The 23,738-nt window shown below is 35.7% G+C and carries 15 protein-coding genes and 2 tRNA genes; 13 read left to right on the forward strand and 4 right to left on the reverse strand.

The features are described 5' to 3' along the window. Positions 1-278: 278 nt before the first annotated feature. The 3 genes from AVL50_RS06995 (at position 279) to glgX (ending at position 4,696) form a co-directional block, all read left to right on the forward strand. Positions 279-911 carry a peroxiredoxin family protein gene (locus tag AVL50_RS06995; RefSeq protein ID WP_062615772.1) on the forward strand — a complete coding sequence of 211 codons (633 nt, stop codon included), beginning with the start codon at positions 279-281 and terminating at the stop codon, positions 909-911. A gap of 153 nt (positions 912-1,064) precedes the next feature. After that, a complete protein-coding gene (gene murA, locus AVL50_RS07000; protein ID WP_062615773.1) occupies positions 1,065-2,384 on the forward strand; it encodes a UDP-N-acetylglucosamine 1-carboxyvinyltransferase in 1,320 nt (439 codons plus the stop codon). A 233-nt stretch (positions 2,385-2,617) separates the two neighbouring features. Further along, positions 2,618-4,696 (forward strand): glycogen debranching protein GlgX, encoded by a 2,079-nt coding sequence (gene glgX, locus AVL50_RS07005; protein ID WP_062615774.1) that lies wholly within the window; start codon positions 2,618-2,620, stop codon positions 4,694-4,696. A 151-nt stretch (positions 4,697-4,847) separates the two neighbouring features. Here glgX and AVL50_RS07010 read toward each other — a convergent pair whose 3' ends face one another. Both AVL50_RS07010 and AVL50_RS07015 read right to left on the reverse strand, forming a co-directional pair. Further along, entirely contained in the window at positions 4,848-6,284 is a 1,437-nt protein-coding gene (locus AVL50_RS07010) for a hypothetical protein (protein ID WP_062615775.1), read from the reverse strand. Between the two features lie 410 nt (positions 6,285-6,694). Next, entirely contained in the window at positions 6,695-7,411 is a 717-nt protein-coding gene (locus AVL50_RS07015; protein WP_062615776.1) for an OmpA family protein, read from the reverse strand. A 198-nt stretch (positions 7,412-7,609) separates the two neighbouring features. Between AVL50_RS07015 and AVL50_RS07020 the strand changes: the two genes are divergently transcribed. The 4 genes from AVL50_RS07020 (at position 7,610) to AVL50_RS07035 (ending at position 13,291) form a co-directional block, all read left to right on the forward strand. Beyond that, on the forward strand, positions 7,610-8,584 hold the full coding sequence (locus tag AVL50_RS07020) for an OmpA family protein (protein WP_082795700.1): 975 nt from the start codon (positions 7,610-7,612) through the stop codon (positions 8,582-8,584). 22 nt (positions 8,585-8,606) lie between these two features. Then, entirely contained in the window at positions 8,607-9,791 is a 1,185-nt protein-coding gene (locus AVL50_RS07025) for a hypothetical protein (RefSeq protein WP_062615778.1), read from the forward strand. A gap of 200 nt (positions 9,792-9,991) precedes the next feature. Beyond that, positions 9,992-12,580 carry a cytochrome c biogenesis protein CcsA gene (gene ccsA, locus AVL50_RS07030; protein ID WP_062615779.1) on the forward strand — a complete coding sequence of 863 codons (2,589 nt, stop codon included), beginning with the start codon at positions 9,992-9,994 and terminating at the stop codon, positions 12,578-12,580. 234 nt (positions 12,581-12,814) lie between these two features. Further along, positions 12,815-13,291, forward strand: a complete 477-nt coding sequence (locus AVL50_RS07035) for a hypothetical protein (protein WP_062615780.1) — start codon at positions 12,815-12,817, stop codon at positions 13,289-13,291. A 67-nt stretch (positions 13,292-13,358) separates the two neighbouring features. Here the strand turns inward: AVL50_RS07035 and AVL50_RS07040 are convergent, their stop codons facing one another. After that, positions 13,359-14,333, reverse strand: a complete 975-nt coding sequence (locus AVL50_RS07040; RefSeq protein WP_062615781.1) for a VWA domain-containing protein — start codon at positions 14,331-14,333, stop codon at positions 13,359-13,361. Between the two features lie 246 nt (positions 14,334-14,579). Between AVL50_RS07040 and AVL50_RS07045 the strand changes: the two genes are divergently transcribed. The 4 genes from AVL50_RS07045 (at position 14,580) to AVL50_RS07060 (ending at position 16,579) form a co-directional block, all read left to right on the forward strand. Continuing rightward, positions 14,580-14,664: transfer RNA gene (locus AVL50_RS07045), tRNA-Ser, on the forward strand. Positions 14,665-14,671: 7 nt separating this feature from the next. Then, positions 14,672-14,746 (forward strand) — tRNA-Pro (locus AVL50_RS07050). Positions 14,747-14,827: 81 nt separating this feature from the next. Then, positions 14,828-15,721 (forward strand): diacylglycerol kinase family protein, encoded by an 894-nt coding sequence (locus AVL50_RS07055; RefSeq protein WP_062615782.1) that lies wholly within the window; start codon positions 14,828-14,830, stop codon positions 15,719-15,721. A gap of 216 nt (positions 15,722-15,937) precedes the next feature. Further along, a complete protein-coding gene (locus tag AVL50_RS07060) occupies positions 15,938-16,579 on the forward strand; it encodes a phosphatase PAP2 family protein (RefSeq protein ID WP_082795701.1) in 642 nt (213 codons plus the stop codon). A gap of 54 nt (positions 16,580-16,633) precedes the next feature. On the opposite strand, the gene AVL50_RS07065 is transcribed toward AVL50_RS07060, so the two are convergent. After that, positions 16,634-18,505: an LTA synthase family protein gene (locus AVL50_RS07065; protein WP_062615784.1), complete on the reverse strand. Its 1,872-nt coding sequence runs from the start codon at positions 18,503-18,505 to the stop codon at positions 16,634-16,636. Positions 18,506-18,701: 196 nt separating this feature from the next. On the opposite strand from AVL50_RS07065, the gene mfd reads away from it, so the two are divergent. Then, complete coding sequence (mfd, locus tag AVL50_RS07070) at positions 18,702-22,070, forward strand: transcription-repair coupling factor (protein WP_082795702.1); 3,369 nt, start codon at positions 18,702-18,704, stop codon at positions 22,068-22,070. Positions 22,071-22,226: 156 nt separating this feature from the next. After that, positions 22,227-23,456, forward strand: a complete 1,230-nt coding sequence (gene gldJ / locus AVL50_RS07075; RefSeq protein WP_062615785.1) for a gliding motility lipoprotein GldJ — start codon at positions 22,227-22,229, stop codon at positions 23,454-23,456. Positions 23,457-23,738 lie beyond the last annotated feature (282 nt).

Below are 23,738 nucleotides of genomic sequence, written 5' to 3' on the forward strand. Positions count from 1 at the left end.
ATTCCTAAAAGATATACAAGCCGTATCAAAATATATTTTGATACGGCTTTTTTATTTCAGCATAACAGAGGCCTGATTAATCTTTCAAAATCTCACCTCAAAATCATTAGCAAGAATATAAAATGATGACATTATTCGTGTCCTATCCTCTACAATTAATTGTCTTAAAAGAACAATCACCTGTAAGGATCTAAGATTTAAATTGACTAATTATCAAATTAATCACTTTTTTAATCTTAATATCCTTTGTATTAAAAATTACTAATACACTTAAACCTATGAAATACATCATCTTTTCACTGTTGCTTAGCTTCAGCACTCTTGTTTTTGGTCAAGAAAAAGACATTTATAAAAAATACGGTATAGAAGTAGAAACATTACAACCTGGATTGAAAGTGGGAGATTTCGCTCCTGATTTTGAAGGAGTTGATCAAAATGGAAAAACAAGAAAGTTATCTGAAATGATTAAAGAAGGACCTGTAGTAGTTAACTTTTTTAGAGGAAGTTGGTGTCCATCTTGTTACAAGCACTTGAAAAGTATTAGAGACTCCCTAGATTACATCACAGCTACTGGTGCACAGGTCATTATGGTAAGTCCTGAAGAAAAGGAAAGCTTAGATGCTTTTGCTGTCAAGAAAGGATTCACTTTTCCAATGATCACAGACAAAGACTTAGGAATAATGAACAGTTATAAAGTGACATTTCAAGTCACTGAAAAATACCAGAAGAAAATCAAAACATTTATGTTCACAGACATAGCGGCAAATAATGCTATCAAACAAGCCTCTCTGCCTGTGCCAGCCACTTATATTATAGGGCAAGATCAAAAGATTATTGCCATGCAATATGACCCTAAGTATTCTAACAGAATGAGTCCAACGGCAATTATTAACGCATTGAATCAAGAATAAATAGAATTTTTATATTGAATTGCGTAATATTGAAGCGAGTTACTTTTATTTATAAGGTAACTCGTTTTATTTTAATGGGTATCACCTATTTTTCAATTAGAAAATAAGTTGCTTTCCGAAAGGCAAAGTACAAAAAACATAAATTAAAATAATATGTCTGCATCAATAGGAGCTGGAGAATTTATTGTAGAAGGAGGCCATCAATTAAGCGGGGAAATTATTCCTCAAGGCGCTAAAAATGAAGCTTTACAGATTTTATGTGCTGTTTTGCTTACTGAAGATAAAGTAACTATTCACAATATTCCTAATATTATTGATGTCATGAAATTGATTGACATCTTAGCTGATTTAGGTGTTAGAGTAGAAAAGTTAGGAGAAGGCTCTTATGAATTCGAAGCAAGAGATATCGATATTGAGCACCTTCAAACAAAAGAATATTCTGAAAAGGCTTCTAAATTAAGAGGTTCAATTATGGTTTTAGGACCACTTTTAGCTCGTTTTGGTAAAGGAAAAATTCCAAAGCCAGGTGGAGATAAAATTGGACGTCGCCGTTTAGATACTCACTTCTTAGGTTTCAAAAAACTAGGTGCTAAATTCAATTACACTCAAGACGGTTTCTTTGAAATTGATGCAACACACCTTGAAGGTACTTACATATTATTAGACGAGCCTTCTGTAACAGGTACAGCCAATATCATTATGGGAGCTGTAATGGCAAAAGGAAAAACAACGCTTTACAATGCGGCATGTGAACCTTATATCCAACAGCTTTGTAAGATGCTGAATCGTATGGGGGCCAATATCAGCGGTTATGGTTCTAACTTATTGACGATTGAAGGTGTTGAAAGACTAGGAGGTACTACCCATACTATGCTTCCAGATATGATTGAAATTGGCAGTTTCATTGGTATGGCAGCCATGACACAGTCGGAATTAACAATCAAGAATTGCCGAATTGATGAATTAGGGCAAATCCCTACTGTTTTCCAGCGTTTGGGGATTCAAATGGAATTCAGAGGTGACGATATTTATATTCCTGCTCAAGAGCATTATCAACTAGACCGTTTCATTGACGGTTCTATTCTTACAGTAGCTGATGGCCCTTGGCCGTTATTTACACCCGATTTATTGAGTATTGTGTTGGTTACTGCTATTCAGGCAAAAGGTACTGTTTTGGTACACCAGAAAATGTTTGAAAGTCGTTTGTTCTTTGTGGATAAATTAATTGATATGGGAGCTCAAATTATCCTAAATGATCCCCACAGGGCTACTGTTATTGGCCTAAATCGTCAATCACAATTAAGAGGAATTAAAATGACATCTCCAGATATCAGAGCTGGCCAGGCACTATTGATTGCCGCACTTTCTGCTAAAGGAACAAGTGTCATTTCTAATATTGATCAAATAGATAGAGGGTATCAGTTTATTGATGAGCGTTTGAGAAACATCGGTGCTCATATTGAACGTAGATAATTTTTTATTCAAACAGCTATAACAAGGGGTATGAAGGAATTTGTCTTTCATACCTCTTTCTTTTTTCATTGATTATTTTCATGACCAAATACTAAAAATCAAGCCGTATTACTAAAAACATACTGAATATTCAATAATGAAGTGCCTCCATAGTAAGAACAAATTGTAAATCTTTCTTATTGCATTAAAAATTTGATTAACTTCAAGGCTAAATATAATCTATAAGAATAGCGATGAGTGTGAAGTATTCTAAAGGAAACAGTTATCCTCTTGGAGCTACTGTCAAGAAAAAAGGTACTAATTTTTGTATTTACTCTAAAGGTGCTACAGCAATCGAACTACTGCTTTTTGCAGACAAGGACAGCCCCAGACCTTATCATGTAATACGTTTAAATCCCGAAACCAATAAGACTTTCTATTATTGGCATGTATTTGTTGAAGGCGTAGGTCATGGTCAAGTCTATGGTTACAGAGCCTTTGGTGATTTCCTTCCAGAAAAAGGACAATGGTATGATGGAAGCAAAGTTTTAGTAGATCCTTATGCAAAGGCTGTTTGCATGAATGACAAGTATTCAAGAAAAGCAGCAATTAGACCTGGTGACAACTGTCTTCACGCTTTAAAAAGTATTGTAATTGATGATAGTAAATATGACTGGGAAGATGACAAACCGTTATCGAGACCTTATTCAAAAACTATCATTTATGAAATGCACGTGGCTGGATTCACTAAAGATCCATCTTCAGGACTTTCGGATGATATGCGAGGTACTTATAAAGGGCTGATTGAGAAAATCCCTTATCTGCAAGAACTTGGAATTACAGCTGTAGAGTTACTTCCTATTTATCAGTTTGATCCTCACGATGCACCAAAAGACAGGATCAACTATTGGGGATACAGTCCTGTCAACTTCTTTGCTCCTCATTCTGCTTACGCAATGGACAAAGATGACCCAACCAGTCCTGTAAGAGAATTCAAGGACATGGTGAAGGCACTACACAAAGCAGGTATTGAAGTGATTCTTGACGTGGTATACAATCACACCACTGAAGTAGGTCCTAAAGCAGGTCCAACAATCAACTTCAAAGGACTGGATGCTACCACATATTATATTACGGATAAGAACAACAATTACGAGTTCCTTGACTTCTCAGGGTGTGGCAACTCTTTCAATGCCAATCACTCTGTGGTAAGAAGAATGATCATGGACTCTTTAAGATATTGGGTTTCGGAAATGCACGTGGATGGTTTCCGTTTTGACTTGGCTTCCGTTCTTTCAAGGGATGAAGAAGGGAAACCTTTAGAAAACCCTCCAATTTTATGGGAGATTGAATCTGATCCTATCCTTGCCGGTACAAAAATGATTGCTGAAGCTTGGGATGCCGCTGGTTTATACCAAGTAGGTTCATTTGTTGGTGACCGCTGGAGTGAATGGAATGGTGTGTACAGAGATGTACTTAGAAGATTTGTAAAAGGGGATATGGATCAAATTGGTCCTTTTGCTGGTTGTGTTGAAGGTTCGCATCATATTTTCCAAGATCAAGAGCATAGAGATCCTAACCGTAGTATCAACTTCATTACTTGTCATGATGGGTTTACAATGAACGATTTGGTGTCTTACAACCAAAAACATAACCTTGACAACGGCGAAAATAACAATGACGGTAGTAATGACAACTTCAGCTGGAATCACGGAGAAGAAGGCCTTACTGATCTACCACAAATCAATAATTTAAGAGAGCGTCAAATCAAGAACTTCTTCACCCTTCTTTTATTATCACAAGGTACACCAATGATTTTGATGGGAGATGAAGTTAGAAAAACGCAAAACGGTAACAATAACGCTTACTGTCAAGACAATGGTTTGAGCTGGTTCAACTGGAACGACCCTCAGAACAACGCTGAGTCTTTACGCTTTGTGAAAGAACTGATTCAATTCAACCTTAAACACGGTGTATTCCAAACTGAGCGTTTCTGGAGTTCAAAGGCTAGAGCTAGAAGACCTATCATTTCATGGCATGGTGTAGAGTTTGATTATCCAGACTGGAAAGGTAACTCTCATGCGATTGGTTATATGTTGACATCTCCCAACACCGGAGAGCAGCTCTATATTATGGTCAACACGTATTGGGAACCTTTGAGTTTTGAAATTCCAGAACCTACTATCAATAATACCAAAACACAATGGAAACGTATGATTGACACAGGCCTTCCTTCACCTCAAGATATTGTTGATTTTGATGAAGCAGTATTAATTATACCAGGACATTATACTTTAGCGCCAAGATCGATTGTGGTATTACAATCATTTTAGATAAAAGTTTTGATGATATTAAGTACTAAAATAAAATCATGTTTAGCTTAGTACTTACGGCATTCAGAAATGCCTCCATAGTATTAGAAATAAAAAAGCCAGCGTATGAATAAAAATCATAAGCTGGCTTTTTCTATATCTACATTCAATATTAATGAACTAATAGTTTCTTAGTGACACTATTTTTCCCATTTGTGATTTTCATCAAGACAACGCCTTCAGGACTTTCTGGTATCACCATACTTTTGGTCATTACCCCTCCTTCACCATTTGAAATTTCAACGATGCCAAGTAGTTTGCCTTCCATGGTATAAAAAGTACCGATCGCTGGCATATTAGTATTTACACCTGATAACTGTATAAAAAGTTCTTCTCCATTCGTTAATTCCGTTGGATAAACATTAACGCTAAACTCTAGATCATCACTATTAATACTTACTACTCCATAATAACTTACTGCTCCATCTAAGTCATATTGAGCAAGTCGATAATACTGATGTGTCATTTTAGTGTCTATAAAGTTATAGATAAGAGGTACATTGCTATTTCCTGCTGCCGCAACTGTACCAAGCACACTCCAATTTCTTTTATCATTGGAAATCTCTACATCAAAGTGACTCGTATTTTGCTCCGTTCCTGTTTTCCAAGATAAAAGGTGCCCCTCTGATGTCTTTTCACCTTTAAAATAAAGAAGTGTAACAGGCAGATCTACATTTTCGCATAAATCTCCTCCCTGGTTTTCATCACATACTGTACATCCTTCTCCTACACTGACATTACATGCACCGATAATGTTATTTGAACTGTTACACTGAAAGTCAAAATTTCCTCCAATTTCTAGTCGGCCAAAATCTTGATCAGACACACCTACACATTCGCAAGCCTCTTCATCAAAATTAGCACAACCACAAGTTAAATCAATGATCAATCCTCCATTCAAATTTACATCACCGCTAACGGCCATATATCCACAAACATTAAAGTTCACTCCCCAGTTTGTATGATTGACATCTCCTCGAACCTCCAGAGATCCTGTCTTATTTATATTAACCGATGTATTCGAATTACCAAGAGATAAATCATTATAGATGATTACATCACCACTGATATCCAGAAAAGTACCATGCTGTTGATAAGAAATTTCACCTTGAATAATCAAAGTACCACCTTCTTCTACAACAATTCTAGCCGGTTGAGAAGGTTGATTAACACTGCTCAGGATATCAAAATACCCATTTTCTTTCACAGTGAGGTTCAAAGGAACTTGAGTAGATAAAGATGCACTTACGCTTCCATTAATAATTAAATTAGTACTGCTTCCTCCCCAGCTTGAATTTAGAAAGGATATTCCATTCAAATTAGATGGAAAATTAAAATTAATCTCAATCGTATATTGATTGAAATCTAGATTATCAGCCGATGTAGGCATACTCCCTTCATTCCAGGAATAGTCGACCCAGTCTTGATAGGTTTCAAACTTCACATTTTCATATAACTTATAAGTTGTTTGAGAATATGAATGTATTGATAAAATTAGGCAAAGAACAAATAAAATATTCTTCAGTTTGATTGTTGTTAGGTTTATCATGACGATTGTGTTTTAGTGGAGTTTCAGCAAAGCAAAAGTTGGAAATTTAGATGAGAAAAAAATACTCATTAACATTAATTTGCAACTTACTTACTTCTTTTAGAACACTTTATATTTCAATCGTATCAAAATAGCAATATATCAAAAAGTATGAACATCAACTTCTCACACTCTCCCTCATCTATTCACTCTACTTTCGTTTACAAGAAAATACAAATAACACACTCAAAGCTAACACTTTACACAATAAAAGAACCGATAATGACTCAAATCATCAAGAAGCCTATTTCTAACGCAATATTTAACATCAAACATTTATATAGATATAACTAATCGTAGATAGGCATAAAAAAAGTTCTATACCTTTCTGTTTTGGTATAGAACTCAATAAATATTTTCTGGTTTTATAGCTATTTCCTCACTAACAAGAATTCAATCCTTCTATTTTCAAGATGCTTCTGATTAGAGCATCTCACTCCATTACCACACTCATTCATCAGTTCTGACTCACCGGCTCCTTTTGCTATTAATCTGTTTGCTGAAAGTCCTTTTGCCATCAATAGTTCACGGATATATTCTGCTCTTCTTCTTGTCATTTCCAAATTGAACTCGTCTGCTCCTCTAGAATCTGAATGTACTGTGATATAAACTGTAACATTTGGAAAGTCTTTTAAGAGATCACCTAGTGCATCTATTTGATCTTCATTTTTGATCTCAAACGTACTATTAATTTCAAAATCAACAGTATTCAGCATATAAGGGACGTTCAACTTCACCTCATTAATAGTATAGGTCACGTCGATCACATCACTTTCATCTTTTCCTATTGTAGAAAAAGAATGTACTTTTTGATCAAAGTATTTTTTCTTGGTACCATGTACAGTAAAGTCGGATTCACCATTTAAGGTCAAAACAAATTTTCCTTCTTGATCCGTGTAAATAGTTGTCTTGGCACCACTTTTGGTATTTACAACACATACCTTCACACCTTCAACAGTTAAACCAGTATTACTGTCAAGGTAAAGCCCTTTTAGGGTATACTCTTTTACAGATGCATTTGTGACTAAGGAGAAACAACAAATGAAAAGAGTGATGAGTGGGTATAAAAAACGATTGGTAATTCGCATAACAGTAAGTTTATCAACACACAAGGAGATTGATTATCTAGAAGTTCTTGAAACAAATATACAAATTATAAACGCTTGTTAATAGAATAAGTTGTTCAAACTGCAAAATAATCTTACTCTTTCTAGAAATTGATAATCATGAAGTTATCAATATTTCGCTCGGGTAAAGATATAAAAAATCAACCAATTTAATCAGAAATGAAGAACAGCATATTTAAGAAATACTTCTTTTTTCTTTATTTTCTTACTTGTTCCTATTGTTTTGCGAGTAATAAAGTGGCTGTTCACGGGGTTGTATATTCCCATAAATCCAAAATTATTGACAATGTGGAGGTTGTTGTATATTCTTTTGTTAAAAATGAGAATATGACAGTGCTTACTCCTATTTCAAGCACGTTATCAGATGAAAATGGAAAATTTGAGCTTCAATTAGAAAATCACTCCAATTATCAAATCAAATGCTTCAAAGAAGGGTGGAAAATGGAAAACAATGCCATTATCCTTGCCAAAGAAGCACATGGCACTCAAAAAATTAAAATCAACTGTCAATTGAAAAAAGCCGATAATTACGAATTACTCGGTGAGTTACATCAAGATAAGAAAGATAAATTCAGAATTGAGCTTTTTGACGCTGCAACTAATACTGTCATTACTTTAAAAGATAAAGTATTTGATTTTAAATTTCAGCTCGATAAACAAGGTGGATACATCCTTAAGGTGATCAATGAACAAGATCATATCCTATACATGAACCGCATTGATATCAAACAAACTGTAAGCAAAACGATTATAGACCTTCCTTCTGATCAGAAAAAGCGTTTCCCAATTTATCCTTTCACTGTTAACACCTCCAATATCAATGAGGAAGCACATACTGAATTAAATTTGATTGTGAAAAGAATGAAGGAAAAAGAAAATATTGATATCAAAATTGAATGTCACACCGATTCTAGAGGTGATGATGATTTTAATCTAAAAATTTCACAAGAACAGGCAAAATCCATCAAAAACTATTTAATTTTACAAGGAGTATCTTCTGAAAGAATCATTATTGAAGGTTTTGGTGAGAACTTCTTACTCAATGAATGTAAGAATAATGTAAAATGTTCTAACTTGAAACATCTTGAAAACAGGAGAGTGGAATATTTGTTTTTAGTAAGTTCAACACGATAACTTACGCTTTTTAAACATTAGAATGACCGTCAACACGTTACAAAAATATACGATAGGCTACGCAGCACAGAAAGAAGATGTATCCAAATACTGGTTGGATAACATCAGTGAAGACAGCTTGCAAATAGGTGCCGTATATACTGATCAGCTTATAAATTCTGAGCAAGAACTTAACATCTCCACTGCTTTCAAAGAAAGTCATAAACCTCAACTGGCACTGAAAAATGCGGCTAAGGTAATCAAGGAGAACACCGGCGATCATTATGCTTTAGTCTATATCAAAGACCGTAGAATGTGGCACACAAGAAGTGGCAATATTCGTGTTTTCGTATTTAGACAAGGTCGTTTTCTATCTCCTCCTCACCATAAAGCTACATCCGTTTCCACTCCTTTCCTTTTAAAAGAGGAAGATCAATTGATTTTAGCATCGTCAACATTATTGTTTGACAATGATCCTAAAATTCTTAAAGAGATTTTTCATTCCTCATTACCTCAAGAAATTGCAGAAAAGTTACTTTCCACAGGAACGCCTGCTGGTGAAAATTCTATCTGTACTATTTTACCTTGTGAGTTTTTAAGAGACAATACCCCTTCTCGTGATAGAATGAAGGTATTGGAGGAAGTTTTTCCTTTTGAGAAAGAGGCAGAACAACGATTAGCCAATCCTAATCAACAACGCAATACTATTTACAATTTTGCGGGGTTTGTCCTTTTCACTCTTTTGGTCATTTTTATGTACAATAAGAATAAAACCAATTGGAAAGGGGAACTTGATGTCAAACAACAAGAAATTGCACAGTTACAGAAAGCATTGAATAAGGCCAATGATAAAATCCATTCTTATGACAACTATCAAAAACTGCACACCCAATCCATTGCGGAAAGAAACTTTGATGCTTTTGATAGTGAGAGGTACCGTATGTATGCACTTTTCAGAGACGTAAGAAATAAGTTTGACAGAAATCAGGTTGCTGAGAAGTTTAATATTTACAATCCATTGGCCATTGAAACAAAAGTGGTGATGGGTGAGAATTGGTTTATTGTTCCCGTAAAAGGAACTCACCTTGTACAGAAAGGGGAAACGTTGAAAAAAATTGCCTCCCTTTATTATGATAACCCGAAAGAAGGTATTCAACTTATACAACAGTTTAACCCTCAGGTAGTGGAAGGTCATTCTATTTTCCTGCCTTTCGAAATGGAAAAATAATGCCTGGATTACTCCTATTCCTAAAGAATTTGAAAACATTCTCGCTTCACAATTCATTTTTTGCCTACAGCAATTCTACTTCATTTTATTATTTAAAATCAAAAGAACGTTAATACGCTCATTCGATTAGGGGTTAACTAACCTCTTTTGTAATTTTGCCTTTAGGTTAATAACCACCTACATTTCAAACAAAATTCACAATGATCCACTCTTTTATAGGTGATTTAGGACACACATCGATCATCGTAGCATTTGTCGGAGCAATTCTCTCGGCCATTGCATATAGGCTTTCTGCTATAGAAAATAATTCAGTTGAAAAGAATCAATGGCTGAAATTAGCCAGAGGAACATTCTTCCTTCATGGATTCTCAGTCTTCAGTATTGTATGTATTCTATTTTATATGATTTTCAATCATTACTATGAATACCACTATGTATGGAGCCACTCATCCAATAATCTACCAGCATATTATATTGTTTCAAGTTTCTGGGAAGGACAGGAAGGTAGTTTCCTTGTTTGGTCTTTCTGGCATGTGCTTGTCAGTATTTTTGTGATAAAAAAGGGCGATCAATGGGAAGGCAATGTAATGTTTATTATTGCAGCAGTACAGGCCTTTTTGATGTCAATGGTATTGGGGATTGATGTTTTCGGAAGCAAAATCGGTTCTTCTCCATTCATTCTTTTAAGAGATGCGATTGAAGCACCAGTATTTGCAAGCAATCCTAATTTCGTTCCTGAAGATGGTACAGGTTTGAATCCATTACTTCAAAATATTTGGATGGTTATTCACCCTCCTACCTTATTCATGGGTTTTGCGTTGACAATTGTTCCTTTTGCTTATGTGATTGCCGCGTTGATTCAAAAACAGTATTCAGAATGGGTAAAACCTGCAATGGGATGGGTTGTTCTTGCTGTTTCCGTATTAGGTTTAGGAATTATGATGGGGGCTTACTGGGCTTATGAAACCCTTAACTTTGGCGGTTACTGGAACTGGGACCCCGTGGAAAATGCAGTGTATGTACCTTGGTTAATTCTTCTAGCCGGACTTCACTTGATGGTTATTCAACATAAGAGCAATACAGCCTTAAAAACAAGTATGATCTTAGTAGTATCGGCATTTATCCTTGTTTTATACTCTACATTCTTAACAAGAAGTGGAGTATTGGGAGAAGCGTCGGTTCATTCTTTTACTGACTTAGGGTTATCTGGACAGCTGTTATTGTATTTAGTATTTTTCACTACAATTGCTCTTGTATTATTCTTTGTACGCTGGAGTGAAATGCCTAAAGATAAAGATGAACCAAGTGTATACAGCAGTGAATTTTGGTTCTTTATTGGTGCTACTACATTGACCTTGATGAGTTTCCAAGTTTTGGTTCCTACGTCTATTCCTGCATGGAATGCACTGGTTTCTAACTTCGGAATTCAATCCAATATTGCTCCTCCTGCAGACGCAGTTGCTTTTTACACTAAGTTTCAGCTTTGGTTTGCCGTTGCAGTTGCGATTGTTTCAGGTACTACACAGTACTTCTTCTGGGTCAGAATTGATAAGAAAAATATCTGGAATACACTATCCATTCCTTACGTTGCCACTCTGATTGGTGCGGCAGCAATTATTGTTTTGGGTAATGTTTACCAGCCAACTTATATTATTTTACTAACGGCTTCTATTTTCTCATTAGTGGCCAACATTCAGGTATTGATCCAATACACTAAACTGAAACTGTCTATTTCAGGCGGTGCAGTATCACACATTGGCGCTGCGTTAATGCTCTTAGGTATTTTAAGTTCTAGTGGATTTGAAAAAGTGGTTTCTTTAAACCTTTCAGGCAGAATCTATAACAGTGAATTCCCTGAAGAAATGAATAAAGAAAACGTACTACTTTTCAGAGGTCAGCCTAAGAAAATGGACCGTTACTTATTAACGTATAAAGGACCACGTTTGACTTCAAGAGATATTCCTGGTTACTTTGACAAAGAGAAAGTAAGAGCTAAAATCAACGATCCTTACCACGCCATTGTAATGGAAGACCTTATTTCTAATGGAGAAACTATTGCAAAAGCAGGTGACGAGATCCAGATTTACAATGAGAATATCTACTACGAGATTGAATATACTGATGAGAAAGGTAAATCATTCTCATTGTTCCCAAGAGTTCAAGACAATGAGCAGATGGGACCTATTCCATCTCCAGATATTGCCTCTTTCTGGAATAAAGACATGTACACTCACATTACTAACCTTGCTGTTGACGAAGAGGAAATAGAGTGGAGTGAAGAAGAAGCTTTAAACATGTCCTTAGGCGACACTATTTTCCTTAATGACTATGTTGTGATCTTTGATGGTGTAAAACCACTTGAGAAAGCTCCTGGGTATGTAATAAAGGAAGAAGATGTGGCTCTTCAAGCCAACTTACGTGTATTAGTCGGAAATGGAAGAAGCATCGACCTTAAGCCTTCTTACATTTTGACAAAAGTGAAAAGAATGGGAATGGGTGGCGTCACTGAAGATTGGGATGCTGGAATTATTTCTGACACCAATAGAGAACTTGGTCTTAGAGTGGCATTAAAGGAAATCAAACCAAAAGAGAATAAGTTTGTTTTCTCTGCTGAAACTACTCAGAAAGATTGGGTGATCATGAAGGCTGTGGAAAAGCCATTTATCAATTTACTTTGGATAGGCACAATTCTATTGACTATTGGTACAATCATCTCTACAGTGAGAAGATTCAAAATGAGTAAAGTCAGCACTAAACCTGAAGTCAAAGAAAAAGAACTTCAGTATTAGTTTTACTAGATTAATAGATTTCATAAAGAGGTAAATGATGTTTACAACCACAACATCATTTACCTCTTTTTTATTCTAGATCACTTACATTAAGCCCTAAAAACCACTTAAAAACCTGATTATCAGGTTAAAAATTAGAGAAATAAAAGCATTCTTGATACCAAAAGAACTTACATTTAAAAACCTTTCTTTTAGTTCCCTCGTTAAAACTCATTAACTATTATTCTCTCAACTATGAATACTGAAAAACAACTAACATGGAAAAGCGGAACTTTTAGTAATAAAATCAAAGTGTACGAAGACAATAATATTATCGGTTCCCTTGACATGAGTATGATGTCTAAAAACTCGAAAGTGACATTATACAACAATGAATTTTGTGTAGAAAACAAGAGTATTTGGAATAGTGACTCATTAATTATTGACCTAAATACAAATGAAGTAATTGGTGAACTGACCTATACCAAACTGTTGGGTAAAGCTAAAATAACATTGGATGGAAAATCCTATAAGTGGAAAACTAGAAATATTTTCACTTCAAAATGGGATTTGGTAGATGATGAAGACCGTGTTTATGCATCGTATCATTCATCACTTTCCTCTGGCAAAATAACGATCTCAACACCTCACCCTACACTCATTTTAATAGGTTTGTACTCTTACGTGTACATGAACCAAGTAAGTATGCTTTCCTCAGCTGGTATTGCATAAAAAAAATCCCTTTGATTATTTTTCGCTCAAATCAAAGGGATTCTTATTTCCAAGAAGAAATTAAACTTTAAATCTTAATCACTCTCACCGCTAAGATCACGTCCAAACCTAACAACAACATTGCAATTGCTAAGAAGTAATAATACTTATTAGCTGAAACATCGGCCATCTTTGAACCTTTCAATTCTCCTTCTATTTTGTTGATTGAACTGATCAATCGGTTAATATCATTTTGTTTATCACTGATCTCAAAATACTCTCCACCAGTTACTTTAGCAAGTCTTTCTAATGAAGATGAATTCAATTTTGTGATAATATCATTGCCCATTTTATCTCTTTTGAAACGGTATCCTGCTGGAATTTTAGAACCAGTCTCAGTACCAATACCCATGGTAAACAATTTCACTTCCTGATTCCTGATTTCCTTCACCATATCTTCAGTATCCTCTCCGAAATCTTCTCCATCACTGACCAAGATAATCACCTTTGAAGCCTTTTTTGCTGTAGGCACTCCTTCTTCTGCATCCTCCAGTTTCGTGATTGCCATTTCTAGCGGAGGACCAAAGTCTGTACCTGAATTCGAAATCAAAGACGTAGACATGGTCTCTATGAACATATTCAAGGCATTGCCATCATATGTCAAAGGACATTGTAAAAAGGCATCACTTGTAAAGACAATCAAACCGATTCTGTCCGAATTGAAAGACTTTACAATCTGTTTTAATTCAAATTTTAATTTCGCTAAGCGGGAAGGCTTAATATCTGTTGCATCCATTGATTTTGATAAATCCACACAGATATAAATATCCTTACTCACAGCTTTCACTTCTTTTTTCATCTCTCCAAAAGAAGGTCCCAACAAAGCCACTATAAAAAGACCAAAGTAAATGGTTCTTAAAATAAGCTTATACAGCGTAGCGCCACCTTTTGCTCTAAAAGATTTACGCGCTCTAAGGATTCTATAAAGATAGAGGCAATAAAACAGGAAAAATATTGCAATCAGTGCAAATTCTAACCCTCCGAGTTCCCTTGCTAACGTCATACTTTATGTAAATAGAATAAATTTGTTCATTAATATCATCTGCTAATTTAAAAGATTTATTGATGCAATAGAATAGGTAAAAGAAAATTGCACTTTTTAATCATTGAATATCAGATCAATGAATAAATCCTAAATTTAATTAACACTTTTTTATGGATTTTGATTTGGAATAATGGAATTTGACCGCTTATATTTGCATCGCATTAAACGGAAAGGGCGTCAGAAATGACAAACAAAATCGTTTATGGAGAGTTGCCAGAGTGGTTAATGGAGCGGTTTGCTAAACCGTCATCGGGAAACCGATGCATGGGTTCGAATCCCATACTCTCCGCATCGTTCGGGATGTAGCACAGTCCGGTTAGTGTACCTGGTTTGGGACCAGGGGGTCGCAGGTTCGAATCCTGCCATCCCGACAAAAGCGATCTTCTTTAAGGAGATCGCTTTTTTTATTTATAACCTTCCGTCTCTTTCATCACACACTAAAACTGAAATGTATGAAAAAGATTGTCCTTATTGCCAATCCTATTTCTGGGCAAGGAAAAGCTAAAAAAGCCGCACTTCTATCAAAAGAAGTATTGGATCAGAAAAATCACGAAGTACATATAGAGTATACAAAACATGCAGGGCATGCTACTGCATTAGCGAAAGATCTAAGTCAACGCTATGATATCATTGTGGCAGTTGGTGGAGACGGCACAGTCAATGAAGTAGCACAGGGATTGCTTGACACCAGTAAAACCCTCGGCATTATTCCTACAGGTTCTGGTAATGGACTAGCAAGGCATTTAAAAATTCCAATGAATACAAAAAATGCTGCTTTGTGTATTGACCGCTTTACAACGAAAGAGATCGACACTCCTACTATTAACGGTAAAAATTTTTTCTGTACTGCAGGCATCGGTTTTGACGCACACATTTCTCATGTTTTTAGTGAAATGAGCGGAAGAGGCCTATCCAACTATGTGAAAGCCATATTTACAGAGTATGGTAGTTACAAGACTGGAGAATACACTATTCAGTATGATGATAAAACGGAAAGGGAAAGTGCTTTTGTGATCACCGTAGGTAATGCAGCACAATACGGTAATGAGGCTATGATTACACCATTGGCTTCCATTCATGATGATCATCTGGATGTCACTCTTTTAAGAAAACCTTCTTTGTTTACGGCTATGAATTGGGGAATGCGATTGTTTTTTAAAAACATCCACAAAGCCCCCCGTTCAAAATACTTCAAGACAAAGAGACTGAAAATTCATTCTTCAAAAGGTCTTTTAGAAATTAATGGGCACAGAGACGGAGAACCGGACCTATGGGAATTTCCCCTTACATTTGACATTAATGAAGGAAGAAAACTAAGCGTTATTGTCAATTCTAACAATATATAAACCCAGCATTTTAAATTAAAAAAATAATACAAGTACTAAACATTAAGCACTTTACACTATTCCCACTTCTTATTTTGCGGTTATGATCTTCAAAAAACGTTAGATAGAAATACTATTCATTCGTTTTTTAGCACTGAACTCACAAAAAATAATAAAGAACTAGTGATAAGTTAATTTTACTTTAGTACTTGCACCATCATTAAGAAAGATAAGAATATGCAACAGAGTAAAGAATCAAAACTATTGACCTATTCCATCTTGGTCATGTTTATCCCTTACATAATTTCTATAGTTACAAAAGAAACGCAGAGTGCTTGGTGTGTGCATTTATTGAATGACAACCACACTACGTTTTTTGATTATTTCTTTAAATACACTACCAACTTAGGTGATGGTCTGGCATTAATTCCTTTTTTATTCATTCTATTATGGCTTAGAAAAGAATACTGGCCAGTATTGGTAATGGCTTCTGCCCTTCACGGTATCTTTGTATATGTAGGCAAAGAAATCATTTTAAAAGGAACTGAATTCGCTTTAAGACCTGCAGGACTTCACGGAGAGGACGCTTTCACTCAAATTTTAGACGTACATATTCACCTTATTGACACCTTCCCTTCTGGACACTCTACTACAGGTTTTGTAATTGGTGCCATGTTTATGTTGATTATGCCCAACTGGAAAGGGTTTGCAATTGGTATGACTTACGGATGGATTGTTGGAATTTCAAGAATGTACTTGGCACAGCACTTCTTGGTTGATGTCTCTTTCGGTGGCATCTCAGCATTCGCTATTGTATGGCTTTGCTGGTTTATTTGTGATAAAAAAGGCTGGTTGAAATTAAAGCCTTGGGAAAAATAAATAAAAAAGGGAAGCGACTTCAAACCGCTTCCCTTTTTTATCGACTGTACCGTTCTATTTTGAAGGTACCATTTTATTATCAATTGCTCTTAATGAAAACTCTTGCATAATTCCTTTGGCCAAATCTGTCAACTTTTTCTCTTCAGGAAGACCTGTACCTTTCAAATCATGCTCCTGCATTCTATCTGCTACAAAGTTGTACATAAACTTCACTTCTTTACCATCAAAACCCAGTACATAATCACCTTCTACTACTTGAAATACATTTGGACCAATAAAGTTGACCGCGAAGTGCAATGCAGCAGAATCCATTGCATCTGATCCAAAAGCCACATAATCTTGATCTACTCCTAAATAATCAACAACTGTAGGGAAAATATCGATCTGCTGCGTCACTGTAGAATCAATCCCTACTAGAGCATCATCAGATGGAGCATAATAAATGATAGGCACTTTGAATAGACCTAAACTTGTAGAATATTCTGGATAATGCACCTGATTGGTATGATCTGCTGTAATCACAAACAGTGTATTTTCAAACCAAGGCATTTTTGAGGCGGTCTCAAAGAATTGCTGTAAAGCATAATCTGTATATTGTGTTCCTTTATTCAACGGAAGTGGCCCACCTTTAAATCGACCTTCATACTCTTCAGGTATCTTAAAAGGATGATGCGATGATAGTGTAAATAGAGAAGTATGAAAGGGTTCTTCAAAAGTATTCATTGTCTCTGCAAAAAACTGTAGGAAGGGCTCATCCCAAATTCCCCAAGTACCATCAAAATCATCATCATTATCATATTCTGTCATACCATAGTACTCTTGATACCCTGCAAGATTCATGAAGGCTTGAAAACCCATTGATCCATTGGGTGCTCCATGGAAAAATGCTGTTTTATAACCTTCTTTACCCAATACCGACGCCATACTATTGATGGAATTGGTAGAATAATGAGAAAGTACATAAGGCGAATAGAAAGATGGAATACTTGCCACCACAGAAGGTAATGCATCAATAGACTTTCTACCATTTGCGAAGGCATTGGTAAACGTTTTACTATGCTGAATCAACGAATCTGTAAATGGTGTATATCCTTTGTAATCTTCCGATAAAGAATTCTGATTTAAAGCACTGACATATTCTCTACCAAAACTTTCAATTACGATCGTTACAACATTCATCTTCTTTTTCTCCTTCCCCTTTACTCCTTGATGATAAGCCGAGTAAACTTTCTCTAGCTCTTCTGCTGTAAAGAACTCATGCTTATTAGCGACTTTTTTATTCAATGTACGCAATACTGAGAAGGGCGTATTCAACACAATAGCCATCTCCAAAGGCTTCTTCACAAACTCACCTGCATTATTCAATGAAATAGGGCGGGTAGTACCATCAAAACCTCCTCGTGCACCACCAAAAATCAGAAAAGCACACACTAATAAAAGTGCAATATGTTTGACCAAATAAGAAGACATATTAATTCTTCTTCTTGGCTTTTCCACTTTTACTAAACTATAAGCTTTGATAAATATAAACATCAAGACTACCCAGATAACCGTCATATACCAGTAGTCTACAAAAAGGAATCTAAAGGCTAATGTTGCTCCATTTTGCTCATGAGCAAATTCATCAAAGATGGAAGCTGTCGTTCTTTTGGAAGTAAATCTGAAGAAAATCACATCAGCAAGGTTCATGGCCAGCGTGATCGCATTGACAACATACACAAACCATTTGATTACATTTTGATAACCTTTATTATATCGGGCTGTAATTGGCAACAAACTCATCAAAATAAAAACACTGTTTGTATAAATCACAGCAGGCAAGTCAAACTTCAACCCTCCTAGAAATAATTCAAATAAATCTGCACCTGGAAAATACGAGGCGTTGAATACATAAAATATTGCTCTACTAATAGTATACAAGAGCATAATCAATATGAATCGATAAAAAGATACCCCGAAAATGTTTTTTGATTTTATATTATGAAGCATAATTGATTTGAAAATTTCTATTTCTTATTTAAGCTTTCAAAGTTAAAAAAAAAGATTTCAGAAAATGATATTAAAACTAAAACAACTCTCCTATTTTTGTCATTACACTTAAGTACTAGGACAAAAGTTATTCATGGGAGAGTCACACCACATTCGTCAAATTGAATTAAAAGAATTAATCAAAGCTTATAAAAAGGATAGTAATACTGCATTATTGCTCAATCAATTAAAAAAAGATACACCCTCTGCCACCTACCTCAAAGGATTATCAGGAAGCTTGGATGCCATCATTGCTGCATCTGCTTATAATGAACTACAAGGTTGTCATCTTTTTGTAATGCATGACGTAGAGGAAGCAATTTATTTTACGAATGACTTACAAAACCTATTGCCAAAAGAAAATGTATTGTATTTCCCGTCTTCTTATAAGAAGCCTTTTGAATTTACGAGCGTAGAAAATGCAAATGTGCTTCAAAGAGCGGAAACACTAAGTACGCTCAATGAAGTCAAAAATAAAGGTGCACTTTTGGTCACTCACCCTGATGCCCTCACTGAAAAAGTAATCAATAAGAAGTCTTTGGTTGAAAATACCTATGTGGCTAGAGTTGGAGAAGATATTGATCAAGCTTTTATCAGAGAATTATTGATAGAATATGGTTTTGAGCCTTCTGATTTTGTGTATGAAGCTGGGCAATTTGCAATTAGAGGCGGTATCATTGATATCTACTCTTATGCTAATGAACTTCCTTTTAGGATAGAATTGTTTGGGGATGAAATAGAAAGTATCCGTACTTTTGATCCGATCACCCAATTATCACAGGAAAATAAAGAACACGCTCCTATTGTTCCTAATGTTCATAATAAGCTCATGCAAGAAGTAAGAGAGTCTATGCTTGAATTCCTGCCTGACGCAACAGTTTGGATCAAAGATTATGAACTGCTTACAGATACGATAGATCAATACTATGAAAAAGCCACTGAAAAATTTGAGGATATTCTTAAAGTCAGCGGTGGGACGCATGTAATTAATAAACCGGACGAAATTTTTGAAACGAAGAAAAGTTTCACACAACAGTTAAATAAATCTCATAAAGTTCTTTTTGGTAAAAAGAAAGGTGTGAGGAATGCTGAAACCGTTCTTTTTGAAAGTAAGCCTCAACCTTCTTTTAATAAGAACTTCCACTTACTGGGAGAAACATTAGAAAAACAGCAACATGAAGGTGTCCGAAATATTATTATCTCTGACCTTCCAAAACAGCTAGAGCGACTTCAAACTATTTTTGAGGAAATCAAACCTGATCTTTTCGTACAGGAATTAAACTTAAGTTTAAGAGGTGGTTTTATCGATAAGCAAATGAATATTGCTTGTTTTACAGATCATCAGATTTTTGAGCGTTTCCATGCTCCAAAAGGAAAGCAAAAGTACTCGAAGACCAAATCCATGACCTTAAAAGAACTCCGTGAATTAAAAGCGGGTGATTTTGTAACGCACATGGATCATGGTGTTGGGCGTTTTGGCGGAATGGAAAAAGTGGAAGTCAACGGTAAAATGCAAGAAAGCATTCGTTTGATTTATAGAGACAACGATCTTTTGTATTTGAGTTTGCACGCTCTTCATAAAATTTCAAAATACTCTGGACAAGAAGGAAGACAACCTACTATCAGTAAATTAGGTTCTCCTGAATGGGAAAATAAAAAGAAGAAAGCAAAAAAGAGAGTCAAGGACATTGCCAGTGAATTGATTCAGCTTTACGCGAAAAGAAGAGAATCTCAAGGCTATCAATTTGACAAAGACGGTTACTTACAAGCCGAATTGGAATCTTCTTTCCTTTTTGAAGACACTCCAGACCAAGCTAAAGCAACACAAGAGGTAAAGGAAGATATGGAAAAACCGTATCCTATGGACCGATTGGTATGTGGTGATGTAGGTTTTGGTAAAACTGAAGTAGCGGTAAGAGCCGCGTTCAAAGCTGTATGTGATAGTAAACAAGTAGCGGTATTAGTCCCCACAACTATCCTAGCGATGCAACATTATAAAACCTTCTTGAACAGGATTGGTGACCTACCTTGTACCGTAGATTATATCAACCGCTTTAGAACTCCAAAACAGATAAAGGAGATTCTGAAAAAAGTGAAAGAAGGAAAAATTGACATATTAATAGGTACACACAGAATCACCAGCAAGGATGTGGAATTCAAAGACCTTGGTCTGATGATTATAGATGAGGAACAAAAGTTTGGTGTAAAGACAAAAGAAAAGCTGAAGGAAATGAGAGTAAATGTAGACGCTTTGACGCTGACAGCTACTCCAATTCCAAGAACACTTCACTTTTCATTGCTTGGAGCCAGAGACCTTTCTGTCATCGAAACGCCTCCACCCAACCGTCAACCTGTTACGACACAAATTTCCACATTAAATGATGAAGTCATCAGAGATGCAATCCACCATGAATTATTAAGAGGCGGACAAGCTTTCTTTGTACATAATAGAGTGGCAGATATTGAACATTTTGCTAATAAAATCATGACACTTGTCCCCGATGCAAAAGTCACTTACGCTCATGGACAAATGGATGGACCTCAGTTAGAGAAAATAATGATGCGCTTTATTCAAGGAGAATACGATGTATTGATTTCTACTAACATTATTGAATCGGGTCTGGATATTCCAAACGCCAATACTATTATTGTCAACCAAGCACATATGTTTGGGCTTTCTGATCTGCATCAGATGAGAGGACGTGTCGGTAGATCCAATAAGAAAGCCTACTGTTATTTATTAACGCCTCCAACAATTGCTTTAACATCAGATTCTAGAAAACGACTTTCTACACTAGAAGAGTTTTCTGATTTAGGCGATGGATTCAAAGTAGCTATGAGAGATCTGGATATTAGAGGTGCTGGTGATTTATTAGGCGGAGAACAATCTGGCTTTATCAATGACCTTGGTTTTGATACATTCAATCAGATTTTAGAAGAAGCGGTACAAGAAATTAAACAAACGGAGTTTGCTAATTTGTTTAAAGAAGAACTCGAAAAACAGACCATCAATGTAAAAACTGTTATAGAAACTGATTTTGAGATCTTGATTCCTGACACTTATGTTTCTAATATATCTGAAAGACTCAACTTATATATGAGAGCAGACAAATTGAAAAATGAGAAAGAAATGGAGAAATTCACTCAAAGTCTCACTGATCGATTTGGCCCAATTCCAGTTCCAGTAGAAGATTTACTGAAAACAGTGAGGATGCGCTGGGTAGCTCAAAAAATTGGAATGGAAAAACTAATTCTAAAAAATGAGTCGTTAAAAGCCTACTTATTAGAGCATACACATGCTGCATATTATCAATCAGATGAGTTCGGTAAAATTTTGATGTATGTTCAAACCCACCCTAAAATTTGTCAAATCAAGGAAACAAAAAAGCGTTTAATCCTTAATATTGAAGAAGTTAACAACTTAAACAAAGCTATAGAGGTACTCGACAACCTAAGAAAATAAACACATTATTTTTAAAAATATTCACAACTTCGACTTTTGGGTACAATTATTGAATAAAGTGTATTTGTCGCGGTTTCATTATGGGAATGAAACACACTTTTTGAAAATTAGTATGTACCGTACTGGGTACATTGAAAAAATAGAGATCTGAATATCATGAGCAAAAGGAATCTGCTTTATTTGGCTACGGTACTACTAACCGCTTTTTTAGTTACTAGCTGTGCCAAAAATTCAAAGCCTGACGCAAATAACCCAGGTGGTTACAGTACAATAACTGGAATGCAGTACAATGGTAAAGACGACAATAGTTTTTCAGTAAGAGACTATAGCGGAATGCCAGAAGTACCAAACATGAAATACATTGAAGGTGGTCGTTTTGTATTAGGTTCTTACGAAGAGGACTTAATGAAATCTCGCGACAACTTAGAGCGTACAGTATCAGTTGCTTCATTCTGGATGGATGAAACTGAAATTGCTAACGTTCACTGGTTAGAGTACCTTCACTATGTAAGTTCTGATTCTTCAGTTTCTGGTATTTCATTAGAAGAAGCATTACCTGATACTACTGTTTGGGCTGAACAATTAGCTTTCAACGACCAATATGTTGATCACTACTTACGTTACCCTGGTTTCCGTTTCCACCCTGTAGTTGGTGTAACATGGACACAAGCTCAAAACTTCTGTGCTTGGAGAACAACAGTAGTAAACAAGAACTTAGCCGTTAACAACGGTACTGACGAAGAGGCTGAAGCTGCTGAAAACGGCGAGTCTATTCCTTTAGAGTCAGGTGTTGTACTTCCTGCTTTCCGTTTACCAACTGAAGCAGAATGGGATTATGCATCACAAGCCTTAATCGGTTTACAAGATATTGACGAAAACTATTCTGAACGTCGTATTTACCCTTGGTCAGGTCACTCAGTAAGAAACCCTTACGGTGAGCAAATGGGTGATATGATGGCCAACTTCAAACGTGGTCGTGGTGACTACGCTGGTATTGGTGGTCAGTTGAATGACGCAGCAATGGTTACAACTTGGGTATATGACAACCCTCCAAACGACTTCGGTCTTTACAACATGGGTGGTAACGTTTCAGAATGGGTGGAAGATATCTACCGTCCTTTATCATACGCTGATATGGATGACTTAAACCCAGTTCGTAAAAACGATTACTTGGATGGTCCTAACCAAGGTTACAACTACCAATCTTACGGTTATGTTCGTCAGTATGACTCATTCATCTCTAACTCAATCCGTGTTTACAAAGGTGGTTCATGGAAAGATGTTGCTTACTGGATGGCTGCAGGTACTCGTCGTTTCTTAGATCAAGATTCAGCAACAGCAACAATTGGTTTCCGTTGTGCGATGATTAACCCAGGTGAAAATTAAAAAAATCTCCTTTTAAGGAGCTGTAAATAAAAAAAGCCTTCAATTTCGATAACGAAGTTGAAGGCTTTTTTATGTTTAAAGGGTTGTAGGTAAGTTCTTAAATTCTTACAGTAATGTAAACGGTCATATTAAGAAAAACCCTTTAAAATAAGCTCATAAGTTTTAATAATTTATTTTGAGTAGGTCCTTAAAAAGTTTATTTTCGCATTCTATACCCTTCTTAAAAATGTATATTTTTTACTTTTAAAGAAGCTTGTCAAGCATTGTTAGAAATGCTTTTTT

Source organism: Flammeovirga sp. SJP92 (assembly GCF_001583495.1).
GTDB lineage: Bacteria > Bacteroidota > Bacteroidia > Cytophagales > Flammeovirgaceae > Flammeovirga.